Genomic DNA, 19443 nt, shown 5'->3' on the forward strand with positions numbered 1-19443 from the left:
CCGCATGAAGCTATCGGCTCGTGGTGAAGAGGTCCTGGCCGCCATCAACGACTCGGGCCTGAGCGTCGAGGAGAAGGCCGTGCTCGCGCGCGCGCTCCAGAAGAGCGTGGCGCGGGCGGGGCTTCTCCTCGGTCATCTCTCCTTCGGCGTGCGGGACATCGCGCGCGCCATCGCGTTCTACGACGCAGCGCTGGCGCCGCTGGGCTACACGCGGGTGTGGAGCTCGGAGCGCTCGGCGGGTTACGGCCCGGAGGGAGAGGGGGACACGCTGGCGCTGTTCCTGCGGCCGGAGGCCACGCCGCCCGGTGACGGCTTCCATCTGGCCTTCAATGCGCCGAGCCGGGAGGCCGTCGACGCCTTCCACGCCGCGTGCTTGAATCACGGGGGCAAGGACCAGGGAGCTCCTGGCCTGCGTCCGCACTACAGCGATACGTATTACGCGTGCTTCGTGACGGACCCGGATGGGCACAAGCTGGAGGCCGTCCATCAGCTGGGATGAGCTTTCCGACGCGTGCGCGCTCGAGCGCCTCTTTGATGTCCTCGGACACGATGAGCGCGATGGTCCATCCCCATGTCCGGAACACCTTGGCGTCGCCCACTCTCGTGGGGTCGATTCGCATGCCCGCGACGCCCCGGCCAGCAGGACGACGCGGTACACGCGCGTGCCGGACGCGGAGACGAAGAAACCCATCCATTAGGATCGACGCGTTCAGCAGGGCTTGCCCGAGGAGGGCAGGTGGAAGGCCGGCGCAGGATGCGCGCGGCCCTCCGGCGCGAGAAGGACCCGTTACCCGGGAGTGACGGGTCCACTTCGCGCTCTGCCTCACGGACGCTGCTGCGCGAGCATCCAGCTCAGCACCTTCGGCTCCTGGTAGACGCGGTCCCAGATGGAGTGGCCGCCATCGTGGAAGAGGGTGAAGAGCACCGGCTTCGCGGGAGGATTGCCGCTGGCGTCCTGCGCCGTCTGTCCATCGACCCACTCCCACCGCGCCGGGCCCTGACGGAAGAACGCCGTCTGCGCGCGGCTGGGGTACGTGTACGTGTCCATGACCGTCCCCGTGGCGCCCAGGGCCTGTCCCAGGCGCGTGAACCAGTCCCGCGTGCCCGTGTACGAGGCGGGGTCGTTGATGGCGTGCGAACCCCAGACCGCCAGGTTGGCGTTCACCATGGCCTGCGCGCGGGCGACGGAGGAGCCGTAGCCGCCGTTGCAGACCGGAATCGCGGCCGCCAGCTTCGCGGGGAAGGTGGACGCATACGAGAATGTGCCCGCGCCGCCCATGCTCAGGCCCGTCAGGTACACGCGCTTCCTGTCCACCTTGTACGTCGACAGCATTCGCTCGATGAAGGGGTCCAGGCTGTCGAGCGCCTCCTGGTCGTTCCAGAAGTTGGAGGTGCTCGTCTGGGGCGACACGAGGATGAAGGGATAGTCCTTCCCGTTCCTGTCGATGTACGACTGGAGCCCCATGTTGCGGACCCGGCCGAGCTGGGTCGGCCCGCCGTCTCCCCGCTCACCCGCGCCGTGCAGGAAGATGACGATGGGCCAGTTCGTGCCCGCGTCGTAGCCCGGCGGCAGGTACACGACGTGACCGTAGTTGCCCTGGAACACCCTCGTGGTGTCCTTGTAGATCTCCACGGTGGTCCCGCGTCCGTTCAGGGCGGGCTCCACCCGGACCTTCGTGCGGGAGCTCGCCGAGGCGCCCTGGTCATCCGTCACGCTCAGCTCGAACTCGTAGAGCCCCATCACCAGGCCGGAGGCCGTGGCGGACAGCGTGGTGGCGCCCGTCAGCGTCGCGGTGTTGGGACCGGAGACCTGTGTCCACTGCCGTGACACCACCGTCCCGTCCGGGTCGCTCGCCGTGCCCGTCAGCTGCGCCGACGACGTGGGCAGGATGAGCGTCTGGTCCAGGCCCGCGGAGGCGGTGGGCGGCACGTTGGCCGTCGTGCCCGCCGGGGTGCCGTAGACGACGATTTCGTTCGACGCGCCGTACATGCTGCGCGCGAAGTGGAGGTAACGCGTGCGCTGGCCCACCGTCAGCCACTTCCACTGCTCCCACCCGTTGGTGGTGAGGGAGAGGGGCGTGGACCAGGCCCCCGGCGCCCCGACGCTGAAGAAGACGGTGCCGGAGTCATACGTGTCGAACACGCCGACCTCCGTCACGTCGTACTGCTGCCCCAGGTCGATGACGAAACCCATGGGGTACTGGTTCTCGTTGTAGACGACGTTGCCCCAGGTCGTCGCGGGCTTGAAGGTCGAGCCCGCGCGCGGGTCCCCTATCAGGGCCTGCTCGTCATACAGGTTCTGATAGACGCCCAGCGTCGGGCGGACGCCGTCGGGTTGGACGTTGGCGGGGTCGATGACCAGCTTCTGCCCCACCAGCGGCGACGTCACCGTGGAGAGGGATTGTTCGACGCCGTCCCCCTCCTGTTGTGCACCACAGCCGACCAGCATGCCCAGCGAGGCGAAACCACACAGCCATGCTTCACGAAGCCGCGAACGAATCACGAAGGCCTCCTCATTCAGGATGGTGAGGAGGCCAAGGACAATCCAGATTAATCAGTGAAGTCCAGATTAATCATTTTCTGATGTTCCTGGGATGGGGTTGCCGTTGCAACCCGACTTCATTCCCGGGCTTCAGTCGTCGTCGTGGTCGTCGTCCTCGTCACCGTCCAGGTCGTCGTCGTCGAAGGCGTCGATGGAGCGGCGCAGGTTGTTCTCGATGGTGGAGCGGGCGGCCGCGTCGCGCGGGTCCAGCCGCTGTCCATTGCCATCGACGAACCAGCCGGTCGGGTCGATGTTGAGCGTGATGTTGGGCTCCTGGCCCTCCTTCACCTCGAAGCGCGCCTCGCGCTCCTGCTCCAGGCGGACGCTGGAGACGAAGCTGAAGGGCTGCCCGTCGATGTGGCCATCGATGATGACCGAGGCGCCGAGCTCGGCGAGCTCCCGCAGGGGCGCGTCCTGGCCCGCCTGGGCGACGGTGACCTTGCCGATGTCGAACTCGATTTCATCGAAGATGCCGGGCGTCACCCGCAGGTTGCCCACGGGGACGATGCGGCCATTCAGGTCCTCCGCGGACAGGTCGATGAGGACGGGCCCCAGCCGCTGCTCGTCGTCATCGCGCGGGCGCAGCTGGTCATCGTCGTCGTCGTCCCGGTCATCGTCGCGATCATCGCCCTCGTACTCCAGCTCCAGCTCGCGCACGGACAGGCGCACCCGGTCCAGCGTGATGCCGGCGGCGGGCTCCTCTTGCTGAGCGCTCTTGCCGACGGCCTGGGCGCCACGCGCCGCGCCCACCCGGGTGCTCAGTCCGACCTTGACGCTGTCCTCATTGCCGCAAGCCGCGAGCAGCATGGCGGACACGCACAATCCGATGAATCGCATACCTTCCATCTCCTGGTATCGAGGGACCTGGCGAGCGGCGTCTCCGGCCTGCCGCCGCCCGAAAATCCCGGTCTGGAAATGAAGGAGCCTTGAGGCCCGAATCGGCCACATCACCTCGCCTGCATGAAGGGCGGCGTGGCCGAAACGGGGCCCGTGACTCCTTCCCATGAGACAGGTACTGACTGGGGAGACATGGTTTGTGCGCGTGCCTCGAGATGGGAGTGCCTCCGGTGGTCCGGAGCCCTCTTCGTGTGCTCCCAGGTGGACGCACGTGGGGATGCGTGGGGGATGGGCGGGGGAGAGCGGGCGTGACGGAGGAGGAGGTCGCCACCTGCATCCGGCGGGCAGCCGAGGGGGCTCAGGACGCGCACCGCGAGCTGTACCAGCGCTTCCATGGGGCCGTGCGCCGCGTGGCGCTGGGCTACTCGGCCCTGGGGCCCGCGGAGGTGGAGGACGTGGTCCAGGAGACCTTCGTCCGGGCCTTCCGCGAGCTGCCCCGGCTCCAGCACCCCCGCGCCTTCGGGAGCTGGTTGGTGACGATTGCCCGCCACCACGCGCAGTCGCTCAGCCGGGGCGCCCAGCTGCGTGGTCGCGCGGCGGAGGACCTGGCGCTGGAGCTGGAGTCGACCACGCCCGCGATTCCTCCGGCGCTGGAGCTGGAGCGGCGCGTGGCGGTGGTGCGCGAGTTGATTGAAGCGCTGCCCGAGGGCCCCGAGAAGGAGACGGTGCGCCTGTTCTATCTGGAGGGTGAGCTGAGCGCGCGGGAGATCGCCGAGCGCCTGGGGCTGGGCAAGAGCGCGGTGACGATGCGCCTGGAGCGCTTCCGCGCGCGGGTGAAGCGCCAGTTGCTGTCGCGGCTGTTGGCCGCGGGAGTGGGATGAGCCATGGGTGACGCGAGCAGGCACCTGGATGCGCACAGCTGGCGGGCGCTGCGGGACAAGTCCCCCGACGCGGTGGCGTACTTCGCCGACCACCTGTCGCGGCCCTGCGGCGAGTGCGAGGCGTTCCTCGAGAAGAACGACGACGCGTTCGGCCTGGAGGCGATGACGGACGAGGCGCTCGGGAGCCTGGCTCCTGTTCGCGAGGACGCGGTGGGCTGGGCCCGCTTGCGCAAGCGGCTCGGTCCGCCTCGGCGCCTGTGGCTCTCCGGCGCGGTGGCGGTGGCTGTCGCCGCCATGGTCACCTTCGCGTTCCATCCCGCGATGCTGACGGGCGGGCAGCCGGGCACCTCGGTGCGACTGAAGGGCGGCGCCGCGCTGTCGCTGGAGCTGACGGCGCTCGCCCGGATGCTGGATGGGAACCTGCGCCCGCTGACGGATGGAGCGCAGCTTCCTCCCGAGGCCGTGGTGCTGGTGCGCTATCGCGCGAGCGAGCTGGCGGACGCGCTGCTCGCGCTGGAGTCGCCCGACGGCTCCGTGCAGATGCTGGGCGCCTACGCGCTGGAGGCGGGGACGCATGACCTGCGCGAGGACGGTGAGCTGGCGGGCGTGTCCCTGGAGGGCGAGCAGGGCCCGAGGACCCTCGTGCTGGCCGCGTGGCCCCGGGGGGAGGGCTCCCGGGAGGCTCGTGACGCGGCGCTCGCGCGAGGACGGGTGCCGGAAGAGGCGACGCTGGCCCGGCTCGGGTTGCGGGTGACTCCGGAGGGCGCTCGCTGAGCGTGGGCCCTTGATTCGCTTCCGGCTCCAGTTCGTCTTCTGTCTCGTGCTCGTGGCGCTCTCGGCCTGCGGTGGCGCGCGGGACAAGGGGAAGGCGGTGAAGGTGCGCCTGGACCCGGCGCGCCTCGCCTCGGCGCACGAGGGGGAGCGCCACGCGCTGCTCATCGGCATCGACCAGTACGACGACGACTCCTGGAACGACCTGCGCTATCCGGGCAAGGACGCGGAGGACCTGGGGCGCGTGCTGGCGGACCCGAGGCGTGGAGGTTTCGCCTCGGTGACGGTGCTCAACCGTCCGGAGCAGACGACGCGCGCGGGAGTGCTGGATGCGCTGCGGACGCTCCAGGCGCGCGCGTGGAATCCGAGGGACGTGGTGGTCGTCTACGTCTCCGGCCACGGCACGCTCGCGCGCGACACGCGGGGCGAGCTCCAGCGCTACCTGGTGATGCGCGACACGCGCTTCCGGGACGTGCAGGGCACGGGGCTGGAGATGGTGGTGCTGGAGCAGGCGCTGGAGCGGCTGGGCTCGCTGCGCCGGGTGCTGGTGCTGGCCACGTGCCACAGCGGCACGGGCAAGTCGCTGCTGCCGGAGTCGGTGCGCTCGGAGCTGGAGCGCACCAAGGCCGCGTTCCTCCCTCGCCCGTTGGAGGAGGACAGCCGCGCGTCGCTCGTCCTGTCCGCCAGTGATTGGGGCGAGGCGGCGCGCGAGGACGACGCGCTCGGCAATGACATCTACACCCACTTCTTCGTCCAGGCGCTCGACGGGCGCGCGGACCGCAACCGCGACGGCGCGGTGAGCGCCACCGAGGCGCACGACTGGGCGCGCCGCCACACGTGGACGTATACGCAGGGGCGCCAGCGCCCGAGCGTGCGGATGACGGAAGTGGGCGCGGACCCGGTGTTGCTCTCCGGCTCCCTGTCCCAGCCCGGCCAGCCGGAGGTGTTCTCCTACAGTCCTCGCCTGGAGGGCTTCACGCTCAAGGTGGATGGCGTGGACGCGGGGGAGCTGCCCGGCGGTGTGGCGCTCCCGGAGGGAAACCGCCGGCTGGGGCTGCACAAGGGCGGCGCGGTGTTGTGGGAGGACACGGTGGTGCTGCGTCCCGGGGAGCGTCGGGCGCTGGACTCGATGCTGCGCGAGCAGGCGGAGGGGCCTCGGCGCACCGTCTCGCTCGACATGGGCGTGCTGGGCTTCCTGGATGCCCGCAGCCGGCGCGAGGTCCTCCCGCGCACGTTGATGGCGGGCGCGGGCCTGCGGTGGCATGGGCTGCTGCTCGAGGAGCGGTTGGATGTGGGCGTGGACCTGGCCGTGGGGCAGGGGCGTCAGGCGCTCCAGTTGGAGCTGGGTGGGGCGGTGCCGGTGCGACACCGGGCGGTGATGTTGGGGCTGACGGTGGGGCCGTCGTGGGAGTGGGGGCGGCTGGGCGTGTCCACGGGGCCTCGTGTGGCCGCTCTGTGGATGGAGCGCTCCTTCCATTTGGACCTGTTGAAACAGGATGAGCGCTACTTCACGGTATGGCCTGGCTGGATGGCGGGAGTGTCATGGAAGCTGGGGGCGCGGTGGGTGCTGGAGGCCAAGGGGCAGCTGCTCTGGGCCTATGTGCCCGTGGACGGACGCACTCGCGCGGTGGGCTTCGGTGGCTTGTGGCTGAGCGGAGGGTATCGCTTCTGATGCGTGCGCCTGGACAGCCGTGGCTCCTGTCGATGCTCGTCCTCCTGGGGGCCTGCGGCGGCTTCAACAATGGTCAGCTGGGGGAGGGCACCGTGCGCGGGCGCATCCTCGGCGCCGATGCCGACGTGGCGTGGGTGAGCGTGTTCGGCGAGTCCGAGCTGATGACCGGTGTGTCCTCGGACGGCCGCTTCGAGCTGGAGGGCGTGCCCGCCAGGACGGTGGAGCTGTTCGTGCTGGCGTCGCGCACGCACGCGGCCCGGGTGCGGGTGGTGCCGCAGGGGGCTCGCATCATCGACGTGGGAGACATCGACGCGCCGCCGGGCGCCTTCATCACCGTGCGGCTGCGGGGGCCTGACGGCAACGTGCCCGAGGAGGGGGAGGTGGAGGTGGATGGCACGCCCTTCGATGACCTGCCGGTGGACCCGTCGACGGGCGAGCTGCGCGTGGGGCCCCTGCCCGAGGGGTGCTACGAGCTGGAGGTCGACGCGAAGGAGCACGCGAAGAAGGAGGAGCAGGTCTGCGTCCGCGAGGGCGAGGAGCGCCTGCACGACGTCGTCCTGGAGAAGGCCGACGACGATGACGAGGAGGACGACGACTAGCGGACTTCAGACGCCGGTGACGCCCCGGATGAAGGCGAGCATCTGGTCGCACGTCGCATGCAGGTCCATCCGCTCCTCGGCCATGCGGCGGGCCTCGTGTCCCATGGTGCGCAAGGTGTCGGGGCTCGACACCAGGGAGTCGAGGGCCCTCGCGAGCGCCGGGTAGTCGCCCGGGATGACGAGCCGCCCGTCCACGCCGTCCCGCACCAGCTCGCCCACGCCGCCCACGGGTGTGGCCACCACCGCGAGGCCCGCGGCCTTCGCCTCCGCGATGGCCCACGAGGACATGTCCGCCATCGTCGGCAGCACGAACAGGTCCGCCGCCTGCGCCAGCCCAATCAGCTCGGGCGAGTTGGGCCGGACGCCGGTGTGGACGCGGACGCCGGGCGGCGCCTCGAAGGTGTCGGACGTCACCAGGTCCATCCGCCAGTTCTTCAGTCGCGTCTCCCGGGCCCAGCGCAGGAGCAGGTGCCCGCCCTTGCGGCCCAGGTCCCCTCCGACGAAGAGCAGCCGCACCACGCCGTCCCGTGCCTTGCGCTCGGGGGCCGGACGCCACAGCCGCGTGTCCACGCTCGGCCAGACCACGTGCACGCGGGTGCGCGGAACGCCGTACTCCTCCACCAGCGAGCGCTTGGTGAACTCGGAGAAGGACAGCATGCCCTTCGCGATGGAGTAGGTGCGGCGATGCAGCGCGTTCTTCGCCCTGCCCACCCAGCCGGCGTGCTGCGAGCGCAGGCCGTAGTACCGCAGATAGTCCTCCAGGCCGCTCGGCGTGGCGTCCGTGGAGACCACGCTGGGCACGCGCCCCATGAAGTCGTGCGCCAGGTGCGCCATGCGCTGCGTGTGGACCACGGCGGCCTGCACCGGGGCCTGCGCGAGCGCCTGATTCAACGCCGAGCGTGTCCTCAGTCCCCCGCGAAGCGACAGGCGCGAGCGCACCAGGGGCAGGCCCTCCCAGAGGTCGTCCGCGTGCTCGTCGATGGGCAGCCACACCGGCGTGATGTCGGTGCGCGCGGCCATGGCGCTCTTGAGGTTCTGCAGGAAGACGGCGTTGCCGAGCGTCGTCTCGATGGCGAAGGCAATGCGTGGAGGCGCCGACATCGCTTGCACGTCCGTCCGTCGCAGCTGGCGGCGACATGCCGCGCACGGCACCCACCTAACTTCACTCCGTGGGCCTTGTTAAGGCCCATGAGCCTCCACGGCGCGGTTCTCAACGTGCGAGAAGATGCATGGTGGATGTGCCGACATCGTCACACCAACCTGAACCGTCCTTCAGTTATCGCCAGGCGCACGGCGGCCACCGTGGCGGCGGCATCCTGCTCGCTCGTGTCGAGCACATGACCCTCCGGGAGGGAGGCGTCTCGGAAGCCGCGCCAGATGCCACGCAGCACGGCGGCGTCCGTCAGTGCGTCCGACGTGGTGCGCGCCCGGGCACGTGCCACCGTCCGGGCCTCGTCCGGCAGGAGGATGACCAGCCGCAGGTCGAGTGGGTGTGTGCGCGCGGCGGCCAGCCAGGGCGCGAAGAACCAGGGGCCGATGACCCCATCGACCATCACCTCGTACCCGCCTGCGGCATAGGCCGTGGCGCTCGCGACCAGCGCGTTCATCACCGTGGTGTTCTGGTCATGGGCCTCGGTGCGCCAGGGTTCGAGGTAGCCCTGGCGCACGTAGGCATAGAAGTCATCCGAGGGAAGGTGGACCGCCCGCTCCTCGGGTGACTGCTCCGCCAGCCTCCGTGCCACGGTGGACTTTCCGACGCCCGACGGGCCGGAGACGAGGATGACACGCGGTGCGCTCATGTTGCCCAGCGTACCCCGGGGCCCCGGGCGAGGTGCTCCGGCTCACAACAACGGCGCGATGGTCAGCGTGGCGGGGCCGTCCAGGCGCGTCAGGCCGGACGGCGAGTTGCAGCCGTTCTCCAGGTCCTCGTTGAGGTAGGTGATGGTCTGGACCGCGCGGTTCCCCGCGAACTTGCCGGAGGTCACCGTGCCCGTCTGGACGAAGGCGAAGGTGGTGCTCTGCAGCGCGACCTTCACGGTGGTGAAGAGGACGGTGGAGGTCTCTCCGGTGTCCCACTGCAGCGTGAGGGTGCTGCGGTAGGTGGAGAGGAAGTTGTCGCACGAGTTGCCGGGGAACAGGACTGGCCCCACGGACCAGGTCGCGGTGGTCACGCGGGGGCCGAGCACGGTGGCGCACAGGCTGTAGGTCGTCTCTCCGGTGATGAGGACGTCCTGGGGCTCGTTCGTGAGCCCGGGGTTGAAGGTCACCGAGTTGGTCCCCGAGGGACAGCTCACCACCGCCGCTTGCGCGAGGGCTTGATGGACGGGGAGCGCCGCCACCAGCAGTCCCAGCAGCCGCGCGAGCGCGCCCCATCGGTTCCAGGAAGATTCACGAGCAGGTCCGGACATGGCTCCTCCGACTCCCACCGCCGACGTGGCGGCGATGACGCGTACGGTGACCCGGATGCGGGGCGTCCTGGAACTGTACCCGGGTCCACGTCTGTCCTGGGATGTATGCGCAATGCCTCACGGGGAGCCCGTCGCCGCCCATGACGCAACCATGACTGACTCATGGAAAGGCAAACGCCCGGGCCAGGTCCGCGCCTCGTACCTTGCTTCGCGAGTGCTCGAGTCGTCGTTCCCCCAGTGGCTCCGTCGCGGGGCCAACGCGCGAGGAGGCGCGTCCTGAACCACCATGAACTTCACCCTCATTGGTTTGTGGGGCCACATGGGCCCCTTCGCGAAGCTCATCGTCATCGTGATGGGCGTGATGTCCGTGTTGTCATTGCTCATCCTCGTCGAGCGCGCGCTCGTCTTCCGGACCGCGCGCCGCAACTCGCGCAGGTTCGCCTCGGAGCTGGCCACGCTGCTCGCCAACGGGGACTTCGACACCGCCGCCCACGTCAAGCTGGGGCCCGACGTGGGCTACCTCGGCCGCACCATCCGCGCCGGCCTGACGGCCTATCGCACCGCCTCCGATGACGACCGCAACGAGGTCATGGAGTCCGTCGCCCGGAACCTGGAGCGGCAGGCGCAGCGCGAGGTGCAGGGCATGAAGCGCGGCCTGGGACAATTGGCGACGGTGGCCTCCACCGCGCCCTTCGTGGGGTTGCTCGGGACGACGATGGGCATCGTCACCGCGTTCCAGCAGATGGGCGAGGCGGGCGCGGGCGGCATCGGGAACATCTCCACCGGCATCTCCGAGGCGCTGGTGACGACGGCCTTCGGCCTGCTCGTCGCCATCCCCGCGGTCATGGGCTACAACTCCCTGCAGGGCTGGGTGGACGCGCGCGCCGTGGACCTCGCCGAGGCGAGCAACGAGTTCCTCGACGTCGTGGCCCGGGTCCTCAAGCGCTCCCGCGTCGCGGCGGGCTGAGCCGGGCGCCGCGCGCGGCCTTCCGAATCCTCCTGGAAAATACGGCCGGGAATATCCGGGCCCAGGCTCGTTCAGGTGCCGAGGCCGGGAAGCAGAAGCGCGACGCGCTCCTTCCCGTCTCCGGCGTGCCATTCGGGCACGCCCTCCTTCGAGGGGGACCTGGACCATGAAGATTCGGACTCAAAAGAAGCAGTGGCTGGCAGGCGCGCTCGCGGGCGCCCTGCTCGTGCCGGCGGCGGCGCTGGCGAACGAGACGCACGCCTACGGCATCGCCAACTTCGGCGGCTCCGGGCAGTGCTCGGGCTCGTCGCACTCCGTGCACACCCAGACGGCGTCGGCGTTCGCCAGCTACTTCACGTCGCTGCGCAACTCCGGCCTCTGGTCCGACGTGCGCACGCTCTCCAACATGAACGTGACGCGGGACCTCTGGACGGACCCGGCCAAGGGCGCGGTGGGCGAGTCCAACGACGCCGCCCTCAACGCGGGCGTGGACGACGCGGACGTCATCTTCATCCACACGCACGGCGGCCACGAGGTGTCCACGCCGCGCAGCTCGCTGGTCATGGGCAGCAACAGCCCCTCCTGCTCGGCGCTCACGGACAGCCACATGCGGCTGGGCAACGGCAAGCTGGACATCGCCGTCATCAAGGCCTGCCGGTCCGGCAACATCGAGGTCTGGGAGCGGGGTGGCTACCGCCAGCAGTTGGTGACGGCGACCAGCGGCTTCAGCGTCTGGAATGCCTTCCACGGCGACTCGTCGTGCGGCGGCTTCGTGAAGGACTACCTCGAGGACTACCTGGAGGACTCCCGCAACGACGGCGTCGGTGAGAACTGGATTGATGAGGCCTACGACTGGGGCGTCATCTACGACGACTGCCCGGTCTCCATCGTCTTCGGAGACTCGAAGGCGAAGCGCAAGAGCATGTACGAGGCGGGTGGGTGGAGGGACCGCAAGAACACCGGCAGCAAGACGGGCTCCTCCTACTTCTACGTGAGCGGCTGCAACCCGGACAACGGTCGCAAGCTGCCCTGAGCCTTCCTCTCTCCACCCATCCATTCTTTTCGGACCTTGAAACCATGAAGACCCAACTCATCCGATTCCTGACCGCATTGCCTCTCACCGCGCTGCTCGGCTGCGACACCGCGGCGCCCCTGGCGGAGGAGGGCCAGGACACGGCGCCCGCGCAGGTGGCCCAGGCGGCGACCACCGTCAGCTTCGCCTTCGACTCCAGCGGCATCGCCGCGCTGCCCTCGGGCGCGCTTCCCACGCAGTTGCTGCCGGCCTCGGCCTTCAACGAGGCGATGGTCCAGCGCGGGCTCATCGGTACCTCCGAGTCCTTCACCGTCGCGGAGGAGCTGGGCACGCGCCGCGACCTGGAGTCGCCGTCCTGGCGGTTCGAGCGGGACATCTCGTCCGGCCGCGTGCTGGTGCTGAACAAGGTGGAGAGCGGCCCCGCGACGCCGCAGGAGCCCGGGGTGTTGCAGCGCAACTCCGTGGCGCGACTGCAGCGCTGGGGCATCCCTTCTGGGGAGATTGGCGAGATTCGCCAGGTGCAGTCCTTCCTTCAGAACGAGGAGGTGGGCGAGGTCTCGCCCGCGGAGCTGCACCGTCACAAGACGTTCGTGCTGCGCGCCATCAATGGCATCCGCGTGCAGGGGCACCGCGCGGTGGTGACGCACGGCGTGGACGGTGGCTTCCAGCGCGCGCTCATCCGCTGGCCGGCGCTGGCGCGTGAGGGGCACCTGCTGCGCACCCGCCTGAGCACGGCGGAGATCGAGCGCAAGGCGACCGAGGCGCTCGTGGCCGAGGGCCTGACGACGGGCCGCGTGCGGCTCAGCTGGAAGTACGTGCCGCGCCAGCTCACCGACGGCACCTGGGCGCTGACGCTGCAGGTCAACGCCTCGCTGCCCTCCGTCAACACGGACACCCACACCGAGGAGCCTCGGGTGATTGACGTGGATGTGAACGCCGTCCCGTAGTCGCGGTGTGTCACCTGCTCGCCCAGGCCTCTGGTGGACGGGGGAGGGTGGCAGGGTGGCGGCTTCGATTCCCGCCGCCTCCACTAGCAGCAACCCGCCGCTGTAAGCCGCGCCCCCTCCTGGCGAGGGGGCGCGGTTTGACTCCAGGGACCAAATCGGGTCAGTTGGGACCGAAATTGGACCAAATCGGAGTCGCAACGGCATGGGCAGTGGGAAGGTCTGGACTGGCAAGTGGAAGGGCGGGCGGACGTTCACGGCGAAGGACGGCCGCCCGGTGTACGTGCTGCGCAAGATGGTTGTGGGCAAGGCGTACACGGTTCACCTGGACGCGCGCAGCGAGACGGAAGCCGAGGCAGAGCTGGCCCTCTTCATGCGCGACCCGGAGGGCTACCGCACCCGGGGCGAGGCTCAGAAACTCAAGCAAGAGTCCGCCGTCTACATGGACGCGCCCACCGTGGGCCGCTACCTGGCGCACATGCGGCGCGCGGGCACCACCGAGCGCTACGTGGGCAATGTCGGCTTCTACCTCGCGGCATGGGCCGAAGCGCTCGCGGGGCGTGACCTGCGCGCCGTCACGCTCCAGGACTTGCTGCGCGAGTTGAACCGGCAACCCACCGCACGCAAGAACCGGATTACGGCCCTCAAGGCGTTCTGCGCGTGGCTGCGGGAGGAAGAGGGCGCGTTGACGGTGGCAGAGGACGCCACCATTTCCCTCAAGGTGCCCGCCAGCCGTCCCGAGAAGTCGGTACGCGACAAGGGTTACAGCATCGAAACCATCGAGCGCCTTTACAGCGCGATCTCCGGCTGGGAGTTCACCAACTTTCAGCAGGAGGCCACGCGGCGCACGACGGACGTGCAATGCGTGCGGGACGTGCTGTGCCTGCACGCCAAAACGGGCATGCACGGCACCGAGATTGAACGGCTCGCCCGGGGCGAGGGCAAGGTCACGGTGTTGAAGGAACCGGGGGAGATTGCCGCTACCCTGCGCTTCGTCCACAAGAGCGGGCGCGTTCACGTCCAGAGCATTGACCGGCAGACGCTCGCGGCCGTGCAACGGCTCCAGGCGCGCGGCGCGGCCCCGGTGGACAGCCACATTCGGCGCGTGGTGCGGCGGGCCTGCAAGTCCCTGGGCATGGAATTGGTCCGCTTCGGGGAGTTGCGGCACAGCTTCGTTACCTGGGCTTCCGAGTGCGGCCAGGAAGTGCGGCCCAAGTCCGGAGGGCTGCCGCTTGCCGCCATTGCCGCCGTGGTGGGGCACACTTCGCCCGCGACCACCAAGCGCTTCTACGAGAACGTGGCGGTGCCGCCCATGATCAAGGTGCCTATCCGGCTGGAGCACCCCGAAGACCCGGCGGTGCTGCCGCTCAAGAAGGTTGCCGCAGCATCCTGAGAATCGCGTCCCGTGTTTCCCGCCCGGTGGCAGTGCTCCGGGCGGGTTGCCGCTTGAGCTTGGGTGCTGGCTCGCGGCTGAAGCGCTCCTGAAGCGCTTCGATGCTCTCCAGCGTCACCATGGCCGTCTTGCCCACCTTCGGGGCGCGGCTGAGCGCACCCGCCTTGAGCAGTGCGAAGACCTGGGAGCGCCCGCAGCCGAGTAGCGCTTGCGCCGCGTCAACGGTGACGGCGCGTGCAGCTTGGACGGGGGCGGCCTGGGAGATGCGGGCGTGAATCGCGCCCACGGCTTCCCGCAGCCTCCGTAGCTCGTGGTGTATCTCCCGCAGCAATGCGGACTCGGCGCCGCCGTCCGCTGCGGGCTGCTGCTGCGTGGTGCTGGTGTCCTGCGTGGTTTCCTTCATGGCTGCTGACCTGCTGGTGCCGGGAGGCCGTGGAGGCTTCCTGGCGGTGTCCGCACTGAGGGGCCGCGATGCGTGGGCGGTGTCACCCGTCCCGAAGGTGTGCCCCCGGAATGAGGGCACCCCGCAGCGTCACTGCGTACCGGAAATTCTGCGGAACAACAAAAACAATTGTCAAACATTCCAGCAATGACTGGCCGCCCACCTTGACTGATATGGTTTCGCGCGAGACATGGGGTTTCGCCGTCTCTCGGAGGGAGTTTCGCGCGTGAGTTTCGCCATGGAGCGCGAAACGCCGCGGCGTATGTGATTGCATCGGTGGGTGCGCGAAACTGTGGTGGGGAATTGCGCCTCGACGGGCGGAACGTTTCGCGCGGAGGGGTGTCGCGGCGGCACAGTTTCGCGCGGGGCACCACGGCGGGCGGAACCCCAGGCGAAATGGCAGCGCGGGGCGCTGCGGGCGCGGAATCGCGCCACTGCTGGAAACGCGCCCTCATGGTGGGGCGCTGCGCGCCGGGCGCCACTCTGTGGCGCCGCGTTTCGCGCGGGACGCGGGGCGCGGAGTCTAGAAGCGCTGCCGGGGTTTCGCGCCGTCCCCGGCAGTGGCGGGCGAAGCGCCACGGCGAAACGCGCCCCTCGGGGCGCCGATTCGCGCTGCTGTACCCCGCTGGTGCTCCCGGCACCGGCATTTCGCCCCGCCCGCCGTACCCGAGGGCCGCGTTTCGCGCGGCGCTGGGGGTTTCGCGCGGGCGCTGGCGATTCGTCCGGATGGCCGCGCCCCAGTGCGCCACCAAGGGTGTTCCTGGCGCTGCCTCCCACCGAGGTTTCGCGCGTCGGTGCGGCTGGCGCTTGCTGGGTTGCCTGCCTCTCAGGGCTGCCGCCGTGACTCACTCCAAGCCCGAGGTGATGCTCGGCGTGGGCGGGCTCCAGGGAGCCCGGAGCCCGAGGCCGCACCGAGGGACGGCGACTTAGCTTCTGCGGCCCGTGCTCGTGGGGCCCTACGTGCCCGAGGTGGCACTCGGCACGGGCGCTGGTGGCCACCACGCACCGGGGCAGGCACCACAGCCCCGAGGTGGCGCTCGGCGCGAGCAAGCTCTACGGCCCCCGGGGTGGTGCTCGGCGCGGGCGATGGCGGCTGCCACGCACCGGGGCAGGCGCCACGGCCCGAAGTGGTGATCGGCGCGGGCAAGCTCTACGGCCAGAGGTGGTGCTCAGCGCGGGCGAAGCTCCAGGCCGCACGGAAGGACGGTGGGCGGATGGCTGCCAGGGCTCCGAGGTGGCGCTCGGCCTGGACGCCAAGAGGCCACCACGCAACGCAAGGGCTGTCCGACTGCCGTTGGTAGATGCTGGCAGGCACTATCCGCCCCCGTTCCGAATCAGAACCGATTTACGCGGGAGGCGCGGCGCGAAAGGGGCGGCCCCGCGTTCGCGCCACACTGAGACGGGGACTTTCGCGCATGGGTTCCCAATTGGAGCCCTTTCGCGCCGCCACTGTACCGGGCGGGGGTGAAGCGTCTCTGTCTAGGCGGAAGCGTTCCGGCACTCCGCAGCCCCTGTCCGTGCTGACTTCCTCGCGGCGCGAAACTGCGCCGCTTCCGTGCTGCCGAGGAGTTTCGCTTCCTGGAGGCCAGGCGCCGCGCCTCAAAGAGCGGCATCGCCGGTTTCCGTCGCGCCCGGCCGGGCGAAACGTCGCAACCGAGCCTCGGGAAGGCCGGTGCTGCTTCGCACGGGTGAGTTTCGCGCCCTCTTGGGTTTCGCCCGTGTTTGGAGCGGCTCAAGCCAGGGCGCCGCCTGTCTCATCACTTCGGGGCCCCTGGCAACCATCCGCCACCGCCCTTTCGCGCGGCCGGATTTTCGCCCGTGCCGAGCGCCACCTCGGGACCGTGGCGCCTGCCCGGTACGTGGTGGCCATTCGCCACCGCACTTCCGCGCGGCCCGGAGTTTCGCCCGCGCCGAGCGCCACCTCGGGCCGTAGAGCTTGCCCGTGCCGAGCATCACCTCGGAGCCCTGGCAGCCATCCGCCCACCGTCCTTCCGCGCGGCCGGAGTTTCGCCCGCGCCGAGCACCACCTCGGGGCTGTGGTGCCTGCCTGGTGCGTGGTGGCCATCCGCCCACCGTCCTTCCGCGCGGCCTGGAGTTTCGCCCGCGCCGAGCACCACCTCGGGGCCGTGGTGCCTGCCCGGTGCGTGGTGGCCGCCAGCGCTGCGCCGTATCTGTTCGCCGTGCCCCCTCGTGACCACTCGCTCAATGAGGCTGTAGAGGCTAGGGTCCAGGCAGGCGAACATAACGTGCGGAGCGTTTCTCGTCTGCGCTGGGGGCCAAGAATGTCAGGAGCGCAAGGAATGACAGTGAGGCTGAGCGTAGGGCTCTGCGTTTTGTTCGGGCTGCTGAGCGGGTGTGCTACGGGGGGAGAAGCGGCCTTGTCTCCCAACATTCCTCAACGGGCTAACGCACCTCAAACGGCCTGTGAGGGGGGCGAGGCTAAGGCTTGCAACAGCCTCGGCTTGCGCTACGCCCAAGGCCTCGGAGTGCCCCAGGACGAGCGGCGGGCCGCCATGCTCTTTGAGCAGGCCTGCACGGGTGGAGAGGCCGGGGGGTGCTTCGGCCTCGGCATGCACTACGCCCAGGGCCTCGGAGTGCCCCAGGACGAGCGCCGGGCCGCCACGCTCTTTGAGCAGGCCTGCACGGGTGGAGAGGCCCTGGGGTGCTACCACCTCGGCATGCGCTACACCCAGGGCCTCGGAGTGCCCAAGGACGAGCGCCGGGCCGCCACGCTGTATGAGCAGGCCTGCACGGGTGGAGAGGCCGGGGGGTGCACCAACCTAGGCGTGCTCTACGCCCGGGGCCTCGGAGTGCCCAAGGACGAGCGCCGGGCCGCCACGTTGTATGAGCAGGCCTGCACGGGTGGAGAGGCCAGGGGGTGCTTCAACCTCGGCGTGCGCTACGCCGAGGGCCTCGGAGTGCCCAAGAACGAGCGCCGAGCCGCCATGCTGTATGAGCAGGCCTGCACGGGTGGAGAGGCCAGGGGGTGCAACCACCTCGGCTTTGCCTACGCCAAGGGCCTCGGAGTGCCCAAGGACGAGCGGCGGGCCGCCATGCTGTATGAGCAGGCCGCCTGCACGGGTGGAGATTCCCTGGGGTGCTACAACCTCGGCTCGCGCTACACCCAGGGTCTCGGAGTGCCCAAGGACGAGCGCCGGGCCGCCACGCTCTTTGAGCAGGCCTGCACGGGTGGACATGCCGGGGGGTGCTTCAACCTCGGCTTTTCCTACGCCAAGGGCCTCGGAGTGCCCCAGGACGAGCGGCGGGCCGCCACGCTCTTTGAGCAAGCCTGCACGGGTGGACATGCCGGGGGGTGCTTCAACCTCGGCTTTTCCTACGCCAAGGGCCTCGGAGTGCCCCAGGACGAGCGGCGGGCCGCCACGCTCTTTGAGCAGGCCTGCACGGGTGGGAATGCCGGGGGGTGCACCAACCTCGGCTTTTCCTACGCCAAGGGCCTCGGAGTGCCCAAGGACGAGCGCCGGGCCGCCACGCTCTTTGAGCAGGCCTGCACGGGTGGAGAGGCCAGGGGGTGCACCAAACTCGGCTTTTCCTACGCCGAGGGCCTCGGAGTGCCCCAAGACGAGCGCCGGGCCGCCACGCTCTTTGAGCAGGCCTGCACGGGTGGAGAGGCCCTGGGGTGTTTGGGCCTCGGCTTGCGCTACGCCGAGGGCCTCGGAGTGCCCAAGGACGAGCGCCGGGCCGCCACGCTCTTTGAGCAGGCCTGCACGGGTGGAGAGGCCCTGGGGTGCTTCAGCCTCGGCAAGCGCTACGCCCAGGGCCTCGGAGTGCCCAAGGACGAGCGGCGGGCCGCCACGCTCTTTGAGCAGGCCTGCACGGGTGGAGAGGCCAGGGGGTGCTACATCCTCGGCTCTTTCTACGCCGAGGGCCTCGGAGTGCCCAAGAACGAGCGCCGGGCCGCCACGCTGTATGACCAGGCCTGCACGGGTGGAGAGGCCGGGGGGTGCTTCAGCCTCGGCTTTTTCTACGCCAAGGGCCTCGGAGTGCCCAAGGACGAGCGGCGGGCCGCCACGCTGTATGACCAGGCCTGCACGGGTGGAGAGGCCGGGGGGTGCACCAACCTCGGCTTTTCCTATGCCAAGGGCCTCGGAGTGCCTAAGGACGAGCGGCGGGCCGCTACGCTCTTTGAGCAGGCCTGCACGGGTGGGAATGCCGGGGGGTGCTACACCCTCGGCCTGCTCTACGCCAATGGCCTCGGAGTGCCCAAGGACGAGCGGCGGGCCGCCACGCTCTTTGAGCAGGCCTGCGGCGCTGGAATATCCGAAGCTTGCGCCATGCGATGAACAAGGCTTGATGCCCTGACAACACCAGACGGGGCACGGCGAACAGTTACGCTGCGCCGAGCACCACCTCGGGGCGTAGCACCACCTCGGGCCCTGGCAGCTATCCGCCCACCGCACTTTCGCGCGGCCGGAGTTTCGCCCGCGCTGAGCGCCACCTCGGGGCCGTGGTGCCTGCCCCGGTGCGTGGTGGCCGCCAGCGCCCGTGCCGAGCGCCACCTCGGGCCGTAGAGCTTGCCCGCGCCGAGCGCCACCTCGGGGCCGTGGTGCCTGCCCCGGTGCGCGGCAGTCGCCAGCGTCCGTGCCGAGCGCCGCCTCGGGGCCGCGGTGCCTGCCCGGTGCGTGGCAGCCGCCAGCGCCCGCGCCGAGCGCCACCTCGGGGCCGTGGTGCCTGCCCGGTGCGTGGCAGCCGCTAGCGCCCGCGCCGAGCACCACCTCGGGCCGTAGGTAGCGCTTGCCCGCGCCGAGCACCACCTCGGGCCGTGGCACCACCTCGGGCCCTGGCCGCCATCCGCCACTGCCCTTCCGCGCGGCCCGGAGTTTCGCCCGTGCCGAGCACCACCCCGGCGCCGTGGTCCCGGCCCGGTGCGTGGTGGCCGCCAGCGCCCGTGCCGAGCACCACCTCGGGCCCTGGCCGCCATCCGCCACCGTCCTTC

General features: G+C 70.0%; 16 protein-coding genes and 2 pseudogenes. 11 read left to right on the forward strand and 7 right to left on the reverse strand.

Going from position 1 to position 19443, the window contains the following annotated elements:
• Positions 1–4: 4 nt before the first annotated feature.
• Entirely contained in the window at positions 5–499 is a 495-nt protein-coding gene (locus VZQ01_RS26995) for a VOC family protein (protein WP_426745067.1), read from the forward strand.
• Positions 500–506: 7 nt separating this feature from the next.
• On the opposite strand, the pseudogene VZQ01_RS27000 reads toward VZQ01_RS26995, so the two are convergent.
• The 3 genes and pseudogenes from VZQ01_RS27000 to VZQ01_RS27010 all read right to left on the reverse strand — a co-directional run.
• Positions 507–635: pseudogene (locus VZQ01_RS27000) on the reverse strand (imm11 family protein); the annotation flags it as partial.
• Positions 636–823: 188 nt separating this feature from the next.
• Complete coding sequence (locus tag VZQ01_RS27005) at positions 824–2503, reverse strand: carboxylesterase family protein (protein WP_426745068.1); 1680 nt, start codon at positions 2501–2503, stop codon at positions 824–826.
• Between the two features lie 129 nt (positions 2504–2632).
• Positions 2633–3379 carry a hypothetical protein gene (locus VZQ01_RS27010; protein WP_426745069.1) on the reverse strand — a complete coding sequence of 249 codons (747 nt, stop codon included), beginning with the start codon at positions 3377–3379 and terminating at the stop codon, positions 2633–2635.
• 308 nt (positions 3380–3687) lie between these two features.
• Between VZQ01_RS27010 and VZQ01_RS27015 the strand changes: the two genes are divergently transcribed.
• From VZQ01_RS27015 to VZQ01_RS27030, 4 genes are read left to right on the forward strand one after another with little or no spacing between them, the layout of a single operon-like run.
• Positions 3688–4260 (forward strand): RNA polymerase sigma factor, encoded by a 573-nt coding sequence (locus tag VZQ01_RS27015; protein ID WP_141333301.1) that lies wholly within the window; start codon positions 3688–3690, stop codon positions 4258–4260.
• 3 nt (positions 4261–4263) lie between these two features.
• Positions 4264–5034: a hypothetical protein gene (locus VZQ01_RS27020; RefSeq protein ID WP_426745070.1), complete on the forward strand. Its 771-nt coding sequence runs from the start codon at positions 4264–4266 to the stop codon at positions 5032–5034.
• 10 nt (positions 5035–5044) lie between these two features.
• A complete protein-coding gene (locus VZQ01_RS27025; RefSeq protein WP_426745071.1) occupies positions 5045–6703 on the forward strand; it encodes a caspase family protein in 1659 nt (552 codons plus the stop codon).
• The gene (locus tag VZQ01_RS27030; protein ID WP_223747233.1) at positions 6703–7302 is read left to right on the forward strand and encodes a carboxypeptidase regulatory-like domain-containing protein; all 600 of its coding nucleotides are present in this window, start codon (positions 6703–6705) and stop codon (positions 7300–7302) included. Before VZQ01_RS27025 ends, VZQ01_RS27030 begins: the two co-directional genes overlap by 1 nt.
• 6 nt (positions 7303–7308) lie before the next feature.
• Here VZQ01_RS27030 and VZQ01_RS27035 read toward each other — a convergent pair whose 3' ends face one another.
• The 3 genes from VZQ01_RS27035 to VZQ01_RS27045 all read right to left on the reverse strand — a co-directional run bounded on the left by VZQ01_RS27035 (position 7309) and on the right by VZQ01_RS27045 (position 9710).
• A complete protein-coding gene (locus VZQ01_RS27035) occupies positions 7309–8403 on the reverse strand; it encodes a glycosyltransferase family 4 protein (RefSeq protein ID WP_426745072.1) in 1095 nt (364 codons plus the stop codon).
• A 149-nt stretch (positions 8404–8552) separates the two neighbouring features.
• On the reverse strand, positions 8553–9101 hold the full coding sequence (locus VZQ01_RS27040) for a P-loop nucleotide/nucleoside kinase family protein (RefSeq protein WP_426745073.1): 549 nt from the start codon (positions 9099–9101) through the stop codon (positions 8553–8555).
• 42 nt (positions 9102–9143) lie between these two features.
• Entirely contained in the window at positions 9144–9710 is a 567-nt protein-coding gene (locus tag VZQ01_RS27045) for a hypothetical protein (protein WP_426745074.1), read from the reverse strand.
• 286 nt (positions 9711–9996) lie between these two features.
• Between VZQ01_RS27045 and VZQ01_RS27050 the strand changes: the two genes are divergently transcribed.
• The 4 genes from VZQ01_RS27050 (at position 9997) to VZQ01_RS27065 (ending at position 14047) form a co-directional block, all read left to right on the forward strand.
• Complete coding sequence (locus tag VZQ01_RS27050) at positions 9997–10677, forward strand: MotA/TolQ/ExbB proton channel family protein (protein ID WP_223747237.1); 681 nt, start codon at positions 9997–9999, stop codon at positions 10675–10677.
• Positions 10678–10843: 166 nt separating this feature from the next.
• Positions 10844–11710: a DUF6345 domain-containing protein gene (locus VZQ01_RS27055; RefSeq protein WP_223781497.1), complete on the forward strand. Its 867-nt coding sequence runs from the start codon at positions 10844–10846 to the stop codon at positions 11708–11710.
• A 44-nt stretch (positions 11711–11754) separates the two neighbouring features.
• The gene (locus tag VZQ01_RS27060; RefSeq protein ID WP_223747239.1) at positions 11755–12657 is read left to right on the forward strand and encodes a hypothetical protein; all 903 of its coding nucleotides are present in this window, start codon (positions 11755–11757) and stop codon (positions 12655–12657) included.
• A gap of 202 nt (positions 12658–12859) precedes the next feature.
• Positions 12860–14047 (forward strand): site-specific integrase, encoded by a 1188-nt coding sequence (locus VZQ01_RS27065; protein ID WP_223747240.1) that lies wholly within the window; start codon positions 12860–12862, stop codon positions 14045–14047.
• Here VZQ01_RS27065 and VZQ01_RS27070 read toward each other — a convergent pair.
• The gene (locus tag VZQ01_RS27070; protein ID WP_223747241.1) at positions 14022–14450 is read right to left on the reverse strand and encodes a hypothetical protein; all 429 of its coding nucleotides are present in this window, start codon (positions 14448–14450) and stop codon (positions 14022–14024) included. The two genes, VZQ01_RS27065 and VZQ01_RS27070, sit on opposite strands and share 26 nt — an antisense overlap.
• A 2339-nt stretch (positions 14451–16789) precedes the next feature.
• On the opposite strand from VZQ01_RS27070, the pseudogene VZQ01_RS27075 reads away from it, so the two are divergent.
• Together VZQ01_RS27075 and VZQ01_RS27080 are read left to right on the forward strand one after the other, a co-directional pair.
• Positions 16790–16984: pseudogene (locus VZQ01_RS27075) on the forward strand (hypothetical protein); the annotation flags it as partial.
• Positions 16985–17002: 18 nt separating this feature from the next.
• Positions 17003–18790, forward strand: a complete 1788-nt coding sequence (locus VZQ01_RS27080; protein ID WP_426748994.1) for a tetratricopeptide repeat protein — start codon at positions 17003–17005, stop codon at positions 18788–18790.
• Positions 18791–19443 lie beyond the last annotated feature (653 nt).

The sequence above is a fragment of the Myxococcus faecalis genome (assembly GCF_050039385.1).
Lineage (GTDB): Bacteria > Myxococcota > Myxococcia > Myxococcales > Myxococcaceae > Myxococcus > Myxococcus fulvus.